A 10,800-nucleotide genomic window follows, 5' to 3' on the forward strand; every position below is an offset into this window, starting at 1 on the left:
CCGCGCCTGTCCGCGCGGGCGGCGCTCCGGCCTTGACGATCCGAGGCGCAGGGCGTCCGCCCGAGGCGCTGATCCCCGTCCCCGAACCGCCCCGCCGCCTGCCCGCGCCGGTCCTTGCCCTGCCATCGGCATGTGTCCGGTTCCGCATCTGACGTCCGAAACTTGCCCGCGGTGCGCAGGGCCTCTGCCCCTCTAAGCCGGGCCCGGAGAGCCCCTGCCCGCTCGCCGATCGCCGAGGCTCAGGCGCCGCGCCCCGTCGCGGCCCGACCGCAGGTTGCAGGACAGCCCGAGAGCGCACAACCGGCGCGCGCAATCCGGGTCTTTTTAGACAGGTCGGGAGGGCGGATTGTTGACACCATCATGTTGGCATGAAATCTCACTATCAGGTGGGGCAAGAGGCTATTCGGATTAATCGTACAGCCTTTGGTATGGGTCTCCGGTCGGTGGGCATTTTTACGCCGATATGGTTCAGAAGGGTTATTTCATGACGAAACATTGGGAACTGAGCACCCCGTCCGACGGCCGTCCGGCGATGGTGCATCTGGCCGCTGCCGACGCGATTTCAGAGGTCGGCGAGGCGCTGCAGGGACGCCAGACACTGGCCGAGGCTCTGTCCAGTCTGGTGCGGAGCGTCGGGGCGGAATGCGGCATGATCGTGCGGTCGCGGCCCGACGGGACACACCAACGTGTGGCCGTCCATGACGAACGTCGGGGCGAGCCGGTGCGGCCGCTGGTGTCGGCCTATGCCGCCGGCCAGTTCGGGGCGGCCCTGGACCGGGCCAGGCCCGGCAGCCTCTGGCTCGGCTCGTCGGCCGCGGGCGACGGGGCGCTGGCCGACTGGCAGGGCGCGCGGCGGATGCGCGAATTCGCGGTCCTCATGCTCGCGGCGAGCTCCTCGGGGCGCGACCATGTCGAGCTGCATTTCCGGCGCGCGCTGTCGGCGGACCTTCTGGCTGCGGTCGAGGCCGTGCTGCCCGCGCTGGCGCAGGCCTGGGCGCGGCGTCAGGCGGGCATCGTGAGCCGCGCCATCTCGACCCACCGCACCCGCGCCAACGCCACGGCCGGCCGCCCGATCCTGAGCGAGGCCAATCCGGCCCAGCTCAGCCGCGCGGAATTCCGGGTCTGCCTGCTGCTCAGCCGCGGCCTCTCGGTCGAGGGCGTCGCGACCGAGCTGCGCCTCGCGCGGTCCACGGTGCGCTCGCATCTGCGCAGCATCTATTCCAAGACCGGCACCTCGGCTCTGGCCGAACTCGTGTTCCGTCTGCACGAGGCGGGCGATCCGGAACCCAGGGCCGGCATGCGCCAGCTCTGAGCAGGACAGCCACGGCCGCCCGGTGCCCGATCATCCGGCATCGGACGGCCCGAGAGCCCCCTTCCGGTTCCTGTCTTGCAAACCGTTCCGCCGTCACCTCTGATAGCACTTGCCGCCCGGGCCGCGCGACGCTCTCCTGAGGGCGCTGCCCGACGCCTGCGCCCCTCGACGGAGACCCCGACGTGACTGCCGATCCGAGCCCCTTCGATCCGCCGGAAGGCGTCCTGCGCGCCACGGCCAGCCGGGGGGCCGTGGCCACCGTGATCTCGCAGGGCGCGCTGATGCTCACGCAGATCGGGTCGGTCGTCATCCTCTCGCGGCTTCTGTCGCCCGAGGATTTCGGCCTCGTCGCCATGTGCACGCCGGTGATCGCGCTCCTGATGATGCTGCAGGATTTCGGCCTGCTGGCGGCCACCGTCCAGAAGAAGGGGCTGAAGGCGGAAGAGGTCAATTTCCTCTTCTGGATCAACGTGGCGCTGAGCTTCTCGCTCACGATCCTGCTTCTGGCCGCCTCGCCCCTCATCGCGCTCTTCTATCAGGAGCCGCGGGTGGGGCCGCTGATCGCCGCGCTCTCGGTCACCATCGCCCTGAACGGCCTCGGCGCGCAGCACGGGGCGCTTCTGATCCGGCGGATGCAGTATGTGCGGCTGGGCTTCATCCAGGTCTCGGGCGCCGTGACCTCGCTTGCGGCCGCAGCCCTCTGGGGCTGGATCCACCCGAGCCCCTGGGCGCTCTTCGGCGGGGCGCTGGTGGGCACGGTGGTGCCCACGCTCGGCATGTGGATCGGCTCGCGCTGGCGGCCGGGCCTGCCGCGGCGGATCGAGGGCTGGCGGCCGCTCCTGAATTTCGGCGCGGGCGTCACGGGCTTCAACTTCGCCAACTTCTTCTCGATGAACGTGGACAAGATCGCGATCGGCCGCGCCTTCGGGGGCGAGGCGCTGGGCTACTACGACCGCGCCTTCAAGCTGGTGCTGATGCCCTCGAACTCGATCTTCAATCCCCTGGCGCGGGTGATGGTGCCCGCCCTCTCGCGGCTTCAGGACGAGCCCGACCGCTACCGCAGTGCCTATATCCGGGTTGCGGGGCTTCTGCTCTTCCTCTTGCTGCCGATGATGGCCTGTGCCGCGGCCTTCGCCGACGTGGTGATCCCGCTGGCCTTCGGCCAGAACTGGGACGGCAGCGTGGCCATCTTCACCGCTCTCGGCATCGCAGGGCTGGTGCAGCCGCTGAACAATGTCGCGGGCTGGCTCTTCCTCAGCCAGGGCCGCTCGCGCGACTTCTTCCATTCCGGCCTCATCCATGCGGCCTTCGCGGGCCTCGCGGTGCTGGCAGGCCTGCCCTTCGGCCTGATCGGCGTGGTGGTGGCGGTGGCGATCGCCGAATATCTCAAGCTGCCCGCGATCTGGGCGCTCACCTGCCGCAGCGGGCCGATCCGCCTCGGTGACATGCTGCGCGGCGTGGGGCCGCTGGTGGCGGCCGTCCATATCGTGATGGGGCTGCTGTGGGTCATCAAGCCCTATGTGCCGGGGCCGGGCTTCGTCGCGCTGGTTCAGGGCGGCATCCTCGCCTATGTGCTGACCGCCCTGCTGATCTCGCTCACGGCCTCGGGCCGCGAGACCCTGCGCGAGGGCTGGCGCCTTGCGGGCGAGCGGCTGCCCCTACGCCGCCGCCTGCCCGCCGACGCCTGAGCGGCGCCGCGGCTCAGGCCGGGGCGAGGATCTTCGTGAGCAGCCCGTCCGCCCCGGCGGTCACATCCGACCAGGTGGTGAGAAACCCTTCGGGCCCGCTGTAATAGGGATCCGACACGGCCTGTCCCTCCCGGCCCGGCACATGGTCGAGCAGGAGCGACAGTCGCGCCCGGGCGCTCTGCGGGCGCAGCTCGCGCAGGGCCACGAGATTGTCGAGGTCGAGCGCCACGACATGATCGAACAGGCTGAAATCCTTCCGGACCACCTGACGGGCGCGGTAATGGCTGATGTCGATGCCGTTCGCGCGCGCCACCTCCTGCGCGCGCGGATCGGGTGCCTCGCCCGCATGCCAGCCGCCGAGGCCCGCGCTGTCGATGGTGAGGCGGAGGCCGCGCTCGTCCGCGGCGGCGCGGAAGGCGGCCTCGGCGAGCGGCGAGCGGCAGATGTTGCCGAGGCAGACGAAGAGGACGGAGGGAAGCAGACTCATGGTTACTCCGAACAGAACGGGGCGAGCCTAGGCGGATCCCTGAACGGCCTCAAGAGGTTGCGCCATGGGCGCGCCGAGGCGCGGAAGCCGCCCGAGCCTTGCGCGGAACGGCTCCGAAGGCGAACGCCGGCCGTCCTGCGACATCAGCGCAGGCGGGCGAAGGTGAAGGCCGCGACCCACCCCATGAGGTAGCCGCCCAGATGCGCCTCCCAGGCGAGGCCGCCCTGCAGGAAGACGAAGAGCGCGAGGTTGGCCAGGGCCAGGCCCAGGACCATGTTGAGGATGGGCCGCAGCGGCAGCCCCAGCACCTTCCGGCGCTGGAAATCCCACGCGTTCCAGATGCCGAGGAATCCGAAGGCCGCGCCCGAGGCGCCGATCATCGGCCCGCTCGACATCGAGATCAGCCCGAAGGCCGCGCCGCCCGCGATGGCCGAAACGCCGAAGAGCAGGAAGGTGCGCAGGGCGCCCACCTTCTCGCCGATCACCTTGCCGAGCGACAGGAGGATCACCCCGTTCATCACCATGTGCAGGAAGTTCGCATGGAGGAAGGCGTGCGTGAGAAACATCGCCTCGCGCTGCAGCGGATAGAGCTCGCCCGCCCCGGGCGCCAGCAACGGGGGCCAGAAGGCGCCGAGCAGCAGCGCCATCGTCCGCCAGCGCGGATCGCCCAGCCAGCCCGCATCCGCAGCCGTCAGCACCAACTCGATGAGGGCGAGACCGCCCACCAGAGCCCAGATGTAGCCGGGGGCTCCGGCGGTGGAAGAGGAAAGCGGGCCCGTGCGGCGGTTCTGGGAATGCGACATGCAGAGCAGATAGGCCGGCGCGGCACTCGGGCCAAGGGGGTGCGGCAGACGCGGGGCCTCAGGCCTTTGGTCTTGAGCCTCTGGGGCCCGCCCCTGAACGGACGGACCCCGCGGCAAGTCCGCGGCCGCGTGGCAGCGCGGCCGCGGGAACCTCTCAGAAGGCCGAGAAGAGGGTCGAGCTGAGCGCGCTGTGGCGCGGGTTCAGGACCGTGTCGGACACGCTGCCGAGCGGCACCGAGGCGCTGCGGCCGCCGAGCGGGATGCTCAGGCCCAGACGGACGGTCGTCGCGTCGGCGTCGAGCCCCATCACGTCGAGTTCCGACCGGACCAGCTCGAGCGACACGGCGGCATTGGCCTGCGTCGCCTGCGACAGATCGTAGGAGACGCCCACCCCGAGGGTGGTGAGGTCCGCGTCGATCACGTCGAGCGAGGCGCCGGCCAGACCGCCGAACAGGGTCCAGCCCGCCTGCAGGTCGTAGGAACCGGCGACGCCCAGCACGTCCAGATCCACATCCTCGAGCCCGTCGGCCGACAGGGTCGTGCGCTGGAGGTTCAGGCCCACGAGCCCGTTCGCGAAGCCGCTGTAGCGGAAGCTCGCGCCGAAGTCCGTGAGATCGATGCCCGAGGGCAGATCGTCGATGTCGCTCTCGCCGTAGAAGCCGGTCACGAGCGCGCCCTCGGCCTCATAGCCCGCGGTCAGACCGTAGGACTTCATGGTGGCGTCGCCGAACCCGTCGAGGTCGAGGCGGGCCTGTTCGCCGTAAACGCCGAGCGAGGCGCCGTTCTGGAAGCCATAGCTGCCGGTCACGCCCGCGAAGCTGCGGGTCATGTCGTCGTCGCCATCGTCCAGCGAGGCGGTCGCGAGGTCGAGACCGAAGCGCAGGCCGTTGCCCACGTCGAGGCCGAAGCGGCCGTCGAGGCTCAGCGTCGTCACGTCGCTGTCGGTGTCCGAAACGTTCGTCTGACCGTAGCCCAGGGTCACCGCTCCGTCGAAGGTCTGCGCGAGGAGCGGCAGAGGCAGTGCACTGGCAAGGATGGTCGAAATTACAAGATAACGAGGGGTCATTGGCCGTGAGTCCGTTGGTGAAGGTCCTGCCTCAGTAGCGGCGGGCACCCACGAGGCGCAATTCCGGCCCCTCCACTCCATCCCTCTGATGTTGCGCGACAATCACACCATGCGGCTCCCGCCGAAGGCCGAAGCGACGCGGGCGCGGCCCACGATCGCCTTGCGCGCAAGGGATCCTGGCGGCATGAAAAAGCCCCGGTGCGACGGATGCGCCCGGGGCCCTTTGCGTCGAAGCGGGAATTTATTCGACCGTTGCCTGAAGCCGCGCGATCTCGTCCTTGAGATAGAGCTTTTCCTTCTTCATCGCCTGAATCTCGAGATCGTCGACGCCGTGATCGCGCGCAGCAGCTTCGATGGCCGCATCGAGCTCGTCATGCCGGCGTTGCAGCGTGGAGATATGTGTTTCGACGGTCATTCTGGCTCCTCCTTGAACCGGGCCTTTCTTCTGACGTGGGCACTTTTCGACATGCCGCAAGGGGGTTCGACGGTTTCTTTTGCCGCAGGCGCGGACGGCCGCCGTCCCTGCCCCCGGACCCGCGCGGCCGGGCGAGCCCCCTCCCCGCATCCCCGGCATCCGACGCCTCAAGCCCGGGGGGCTGCCAGGAGCGCCCGCAGGTTCCGCAAGATCGGACCCGGGACCCTCGCGAGCGCCCCCCTCCCGCGGCGCGTCGGAAGCGCTCAGGCTTCGTCATGGCAGGCCTCCATGGATGAAGACGGGCCCCTGGGCTTCGAGGGCGGATGCGACCTCGTGCCGGATGCCGGTGGCGTCCTCGGCCGGAGGCCGCCTTCGCGGCCGATGGCAGGCGGCCATTGCGCTCCCTCCGGCCGCTCACGCCGAGGCGAGCGGCGAGACCGCCGCGCGACCGGCAGTCGGCCCGGACGGCCGATGTGCCGCTTCCCTCTGGCCGGCTCGCGGCAGGCGCCTAGATGTCCGGGCAGAGCCCCGTGCCGGGGCCCGCGTGCGAGGTGCCTGTGCGAGTCCTGCAGTCTCTCCTTTCCCTGCTCTTCGTGTCCCTCCTCCTGCTGGGCGTCTGGTGGTTCGTCGACCATTCGGTGAGCCGCGGCCTCCGGCTGGGCCAGGCCGCCGAGCAGGCGAGCTCTTGGCTCTTTCACCCCGAGGCCCGGGTCGCGACCCTTGCCATCTACGGCCACATGGTGCTGGGCGGGCTGCTCACCCTGCTCGCGCCCCTTCAGCTTCTGGGCGTCCTGCGCCGGAGATGGCCCCCGATCCACCGGGGGCTGGGCTATGCCGTGACCGGCCTCGCGCTCGCCACGGGGACGGGCGGGCTCCTCTACATCCTCGGGCAGGGCACGGTCGGCGGGCCATGGATGAGCATGGGCTTCGGCCTCTACGGTCTCCTCCTCATGCTGGCGGCGGTACGGACGGTCAGCCTCGCGCGCAGGCGCGATCCCGCGCACCCCGCCTGGGCCGGCCGGCTTGTGATCCTCGCCCTCGGCTCCTGGATCTACCGGATGCACTACGGGCTCTGGCATGCGACGACCGGTGGCCTCGCCACGGCCGAGGATTTCAGCGGCACCTTCGACCGCGTGCAGGTCTTCGCCTTCTACCTGCCCTATCTCCTGCTCTTCGAGATCCTGCGCCGGCTCCCGCGGGTCTGGAGAAGATCGGCCGCGCTCACCCCCCGCCGCGCGTGAGAAGGCCGCTTCCTGCGCCGATCTGCCCGACATCGCGCCACAGGGCTGTTGTCCCTGGCGAGGCGCGAAGAATCCTGTTGCCTAAAGCCGCGCGGCGGGAGATTTCTCTGCGCTGACGCCGTCCCCTGGCCTTCGGCTTCGCAAGATCCGGGAGGCACCCCCGGTCGCCGGTGGGTCGGGAACGGGCGCGCGACCCTAGCCGAGGCCTTCATGCTCTCACTCCCTCTCGATCCCGTGCAGGCGCCCTGGGTGGCGATCGCCGTCATCCTCGCGATGCTCGTGTTTTTCGTGCTCGAGATCCTGCCCGTGGAGGTCACGGCCATCGTCGGCGCGACGGTGATGGTGCTTCTGGGGCTTCTGCCGCAGGAGGAGGTGCTCGACGTCCTGTCCAATGCGGCACCCTGGACCATCGCCGCCATGTTCGTCATCGTGGGCGCCCTCGTGCGGACGGGCGCGCTCGACTGGATCACGCGGCTGGCCACGCAGCATGTGGGCCTGCGCCCGAAGACCACGGTCGCGGTGCTCTGCGTGGGCATCGTCGCCATGTCGGCCGTCGTCAACAACACGCCCATCGTCGTGGTCTTCCTGCCCGTCTTCATCCAGCTGGCCGCCGAGATGCGGATCGCGCCGTCGAAGCTCCTCATTCCGCTGTCCTATCTCTCGATCATGGGGGGCACCGTCACGCTGATCGGGACCTCGACGAACCTCGTCGTCGACGGCGTGGCGCGCTCGAGCGGCCTCGACCCTTTCGGGATCTTCGAGATCACGCCCGTGGGCGTGCCGCTCGCCATCGTGGGGATGCTCTATCTGGCCTTCCTCGGACCGAAGCTCCTGCCCGCGCGCAGTTCTATGGCCGGGATGCTGACGGGCAAGCGGCGGATGAAGTTCTTCACCGAGGTCGCGGTGCCCGAGGACTCGCCCCTGATCGGCAAGACGCTGGAGCAGGTCGAGATCTTCCGGCGCAGCGACGTGCAGGTGATCGACGTGCTGCGCGGCGACAGCTCGCTCCGCCGTGCGCTGGCGACGGTGGAACTGGCCGCAGGCGACCGTGTGGTGCTGCGCTCGCCCATGGGAGAGATCCTGACCCTTCAGGATCATCGCCACCTCCAACTCGTGAGCCGGCTGGCGTCCGTCCAGACCCAGACCGTCGAGGTGCTCATCACCCCCGGCTGCCGCCTGATCGGCCGGTCGCTGGGCGATCTTCGGCTCAGGCGGCGCTACGGGGTCTATCCGCTGGCCGTCCATCGCCGCAACCGCAACCTCGGGCGGCAGATGGACGATGTGGTGGTGGCGGTGGGCGACACGCTGCTGCTCGAAGGCGCGATGGACGACATCCGCCGCCTCGCGCAGGAGATGGATCTGGCCGACCTCTCCCACCCGCAGGAGCGCCCCTTCCGGCGCCGCCGCGCGCCCATCGCGGTGGCGGTGCTGGCGGCGATCATCCTGCTGTCCTCCTTCGATGTGGCGCCGATCGAGATCCTCGCCTTCATGGGCGTGACCGTGGTGCTCGTCACGCGCTGCATCGACAGCGAGGAGGCCTTCGCCTCGATCGACGGGCGGCTGATGGCGATGCTGTTCGGGATGATCGCGGTGGGTGCGGGGCTCGGCCATTCCGGCGCGGTCGAGCTGATCGTGGGCGGGGCCGAGCCGTGGCTTCAGGATCTGCCGGCGTGGCTCCTGATCTTCTGCGTCTTCGCGCTCACCTCGCTCCTGACCGAGCTTCTGTCCAACAATGCGGTGGCGGTGGTGGTGACACCCGTGGCCATCGAGCTCGCCCAGCGGCTCGGCGTCGATCCGCGGCCCCTGCTGGTGGCCGTGATGATGGGGGCCTCGTTCGGCTTCGCCACCCCCATCGGATATCAGTGCAACCTGCTGGTCTACGGGCCGGGCGGCTACACCTTCGGCGATTTCCTCCGCATCGGCGTGCCGCTGAACTTCCTGATGGGCGTGGCCGCGGCCATCGTGATCCCGCTGGTCTACGGCCTCTGACGGGGTCTGCCTGCTCCCGCGATCGGCGGGTCCGGTCCGCGGGGAACCCGGAAGGGCAATGGCGAGCCCGCCTCAAGGCGGCCCGCCGCTCTCCTCCAGTCCGCCTCAGGTCCCGATCCGTCCGGCGACGGCGCCGGATCCTCAGGCCTCCCAGGGGGCGCCTGCCGCATCGGTCGCCGGGCGCGGCACGGCGGCGATGCGCTCGGCCGTGACCGGATCGGCCGGAGCGCGGCAGATGTCCCATTCCTCCTGCCCCTCGGGATAGGCCCCGAACAGGAGGAAGTCCTCCGACGCCTCCATCCGCGCGTGCCCCGTTCCGGGCGGCAGGATCAGGAGGTCGCCCGGCGCCACATCGACCGGCTGGCCCTCGGGCCCGCCGAGGCGAAGGCGCGCCCGCCCCGAGAGCACGCCCAGAGCCTCGAAGGCGTTGCTGTGGAAATGGTCGTAATCGAACACGCCGTCGCGCCAGAGCGCCCGCCAGCCTTGACGGGCGACATGCGCCTCGGCGCTGTCCGGGTCGGGCGGCAGGAGCCCGCGGTGCAGGATCACGGGCAGCGTCGGGTGACTCCATCCCGGCATGAGGAGCCTCAGGGTCTCGCGGTGCATGGGCGTCTCCGTCTGATTGCGTCCCGAGACAACGCGCGGGACGCGCGGAAGGCTCCGCTCAGAAGAGCCAGTGGGCCACGAGGGGCGCCACGAGGGCGGTCGTCACCGCCCCGACGCCGAGCCCGATCCCGGCGAAGGCCCCCGCCCGCGCGTCCGTCAGCATCATCTGCGCCGTGCCGATCCCGTGGGCGGCAAGCCCCACCGCGAAGCCGCGGGCGCGCGGGTCGCGGATACGCAGGAGCGCCAGCAGCGGCGGCGCGAGCACGGCGCCCACGATGCCGGTCAGGATCACGAGCACCGCCGTCAGGGTGGGCGAGCCGCCGATCCCTTCCGAGACGCCGATGGCTACCGGCGCGGTGGCCGACTTGGGCAGCATCGACAGGATCGTGCCCGCAGGCAGGCCCATCGCCCGGCCGATCAGCACGACGCTGCCGAGCGCCGCGACGAGACCCGCCGCCAGTGCCGCCGCCATCGGAAGGAGCGACCGGCGCACCGCGGCCCGGTTGTCCCAGAGCGGCGTGGCCAGCGCCACCGTCACCGGACCGAGCATGAAATGGACGAATTGCGCGCCCTCGAAATAGGTGGCGTAGCTCGTGCCGGTCAGCTCCAGCGCCGCCGCCACCAGCCCCACCGCGATCAGCACCGGATTGGCCCAGGCCCGACGGCCCGCCCGCTCGAAGACGAAACTGCCCGCGACGAAGGCCGCGAGGGTCAGGGCGAGCCAGAGGAGGGGGCCATGGGCGAGATAGCTCCAGATCTCGGTGACGTCACGCATCGCGCAGACCCGTCAGCCGGGCCACGGCTGCGAAGGCCACGGCCGCGGCCAGAAGCGCGAGGGTGGTGCTTGCAACCAGCGTCACCAGAAGCGGCACCGCCTCGTCGGCGAGCAGCCCGAGATGGCCCACGATCCCCACCCCGGCCGGCACGAACAGGAGCGACATGTAGGACAGGATCGCGGCATTGGTCGGACGAAGCCGCTCGGCCAGCGCCGGACGCGCCGCAAAGAGCGCGAGCAGCATCAGAAGCCCGAGGATCGGCCCCGGCACGGGAAGCCCCGCCCCCCGGGCCAGAGCCTCGCCCGCGAGTTGCAGCAGCAAAAGGAGCGTCAGATGGGAGATCATGGGCAAACCCCGGAATTGGTCAAGATAACGGACCAATATCGCGAATGCCCGCGGCCGTCACGCCCAATCCCT

Annotated in this window: 11 protein-coding genes and 1 pseudogene; 4 read left to right on the top strand and 8 right to left on the bottom strand. The window is 70.2% G+C overall.

Features of this window, described 5'->3' with window-relative positions; all coding sequences use genetic code 11:
- Positions 1-484 precede the first annotated feature (484 nt).
- Complete coding sequence (locus tag A9O63_RS08960) at positions 485-1,312, top strand: helix-turn-helix transcriptional regulator (RefSeq protein WP_069331612.1); 828 nt, start codon at positions 485-487, stop codon at positions 1,310-1,312.
- Positions 1,313-1,494: 182 nt separating this feature from the next.
- The gene (locus A9O63_RS08965) at positions 1,495-3,000 is read left to right on the top strand and encodes a lipopolysaccharide biosynthesis protein (RefSeq protein WP_069331613.1); all 1,506 of its coding nucleotides are present in this window, start codon (positions 1,495-1,497) and stop codon (positions 2,998-3,000) included.
- Positions 3,001-3,013: 13 nt separating this feature from the next.
- Here the strand turns inward: A9O63_RS08965 and A9O63_RS08970 are convergent, their stop codons facing one another.
- The 5 genes and pseudogenes from A9O63_RS08970 to A9O63_RS23625 form a co-directional block, all read right to left on the bottom strand.
- A complete protein-coding gene (locus tag A9O63_RS08970) occupies positions 3,014-3,487 on the bottom strand; it encodes a low molecular weight protein-tyrosine-phosphatase (RefSeq protein WP_069331614.1) in 474 nt (157 codons plus the stop codon).
- Positions 3,488-3,630: 143 nt separating this feature from the next.
- Positions 3,631-4,290, bottom strand: a complete 660-nt coding sequence (locus A9O63_RS08975) for a rhomboid family intramembrane serine protease (RefSeq protein WP_069331615.1) — start codon at positions 4,288-4,290, stop codon at positions 3,631-3,633.
- 154 nt (positions 4,291-4,444) lie between these two features.
- Positions 4,445-5,356: a porin gene (locus tag A9O63_RS08980; protein WP_069331616.1), complete on the bottom strand. Its 912-nt coding sequence runs from the start codon at positions 5,354-5,356 to the stop codon at positions 4,445-4,447.
- A gap of 241 nt (positions 5,357-5,597) precedes the next feature.
- Positions 5,598-5,771 (bottom strand): YdcH family protein, encoded by a 174-nt coding sequence (locus A9O63_RS08985; protein ID WP_069331617.1) that lies wholly within the window; start codon positions 5,769-5,771, stop codon positions 5,598-5,600.
- Between the two features lie 273 nt (positions 5,772-6,044).
- Positions 6,045-6,122, bottom strand: a pseudogene (locus A9O63_RS23625) (DUF1937 family protein); the annotation flags it as partial.
- 161 nt (positions 6,123-6,283) lie between these two features.
- Between A9O63_RS23625 and A9O63_RS08990 the strand changes: the two are divergent.
- Positions 6,284-7,012: a DUF2306 domain-containing protein gene (locus A9O63_RS08990; protein WP_084295730.1), complete on the top strand. Its 729-nt coding sequence runs from the start codon at positions 6,284-6,286 to the stop codon at positions 7,010-7,012.
- A 210-nt stretch (positions 7,013-7,222) separates the two neighbouring features.
- Positions 7,223-9,001, top strand: a complete 1,779-nt coding sequence (locus tag A9O63_RS08995) for an SLC13 family permease (RefSeq protein ID WP_069331618.1) — start codon at positions 7,223-7,225, stop codon at positions 8,999-9,001.
- Between the two features lie 141 nt (positions 9,002-9,142).
- Here A9O63_RS08995 and A9O63_RS09000 read toward each other — a convergent pair whose 3' ends face one another.
- The 3 genes from A9O63_RS09000 to A9O63_RS09010 are packed head-to-tail and all read right to left on the bottom strand — an operon-like array spanning position 9,143 to position 10,728.
- Positions 9,143-9,607, bottom strand: a complete 465-nt coding sequence (locus A9O63_RS09000; protein WP_069331619.1) for a cupin domain-containing protein — start codon at positions 9,605-9,607, stop codon at positions 9,143-9,145.
- A 58-nt stretch (positions 9,608-9,665) separates the two neighbouring features.
- Entirely contained in the window at positions 9,666-10,382 is a 717-nt protein-coding gene (locus A9O63_RS09005) for an LrgB family protein (protein ID WP_069331620.1), read from the bottom strand.
- Positions 10,375-10,728 carry a CidA/LrgA family protein gene (locus A9O63_RS09010; protein ID WP_069331621.1) on the bottom strand — a complete coding sequence of 118 codons (354 nt, stop codon included), beginning with the start codon at positions 10,726-10,728 and terminating at the stop codon, positions 10,375-10,377. The genes A9O63_RS09005 and A9O63_RS09010 overlap by 8 nt, the downstream gene beginning before the upstream one ends.
- Between the last annotated feature and the right edge of the window lie 72 nt (positions 10,729-10,800).

The sequence above is a fragment of the Cereibacter johrii genome (genome assembly GCF_001720585.1).
Lineage (GTDB): Bacteria > Pseudomonadota > Alphaproteobacteria > Rhodobacterales > Rhodobacteraceae > Cereibacter_A > Cereibacter_A johrii.

What these genes read in the sequence shown, in the direction of transcription:
- A9O63_RS08975 (WP_069331615.1), bottom strand. Translation starts at nt 4,290, where the DNA reads ATGTCGCATTCCCAGAACCGCCGCACGGGCCCGCTTTCCTCTTCCACC.
- A9O63_RS09000 (WP_069331619.1), bottom strand. Translation starts at nt 9,607, where the DNA reads ATGCACCGCGAGACCCTGAGGCTCCTCATGCCGGGATGGAGTCACCCG.
- A9O63_RS08960 (WP_069331612.1), top strand. Translation starts at nt 485, where the DNA reads ATGACGAAACATTGGGAACTGAGCACCCCGTCCGACGGCCGTCCGGCG.
- A9O63_RS08980 (WP_069331616.1), bottom strand. Translation starts at nt 5,356, where the DNA reads ATGACCCCTCGTTATCTTGTAATTTCGACCATCCTTGCCAGTGCACTG.
- A9O63_RS08985 (WP_069331617.1), bottom strand. Translation starts at nt 5,771, where the DNA reads ATGACCGTCGAAACACATATCTCCACGCTGCAACGCCGGCATGACGAG.
- A9O63_RS08990 (WP_084295730.1), top strand. Translation starts at nt 6,284, where the DNA reads ATGTCCGGGCAGAGCCCCGTGCCGGGGCCCGCGTGCGAGGTGCCTGTG.
- A9O63_RS08995 (WP_069331618.1), top strand. Translation starts at nt 7,223, where the DNA reads ATGCTCTCACTCCCTCTCGATCCCGTGCAGGCGCCCTGGGTGGCGATC.
- A9O63_RS09010 (WP_069331621.1), bottom strand. Translation starts at nt 10,728, where the DNA reads ATGATCTCCCATCTGACGCTCCTTTTGCTGCTGCAACTCGCGGGCGAG.
- A9O63_RS08970 (WP_069331614.1), bottom strand. Translation starts at nt 3,487, where the DNA reads ATGAGTCTGCTTCCCTCCGTCCTCTTCGTCTGCCTCGGCAACATCTGC.
- A9O63_RS09005 (WP_069331620.1), bottom strand. Translation starts at nt 10,382, where the DNA reads ATGCGTGACGTCACCGAGATCTGGAGCTATCTCGCCCATGGCCCCCTC.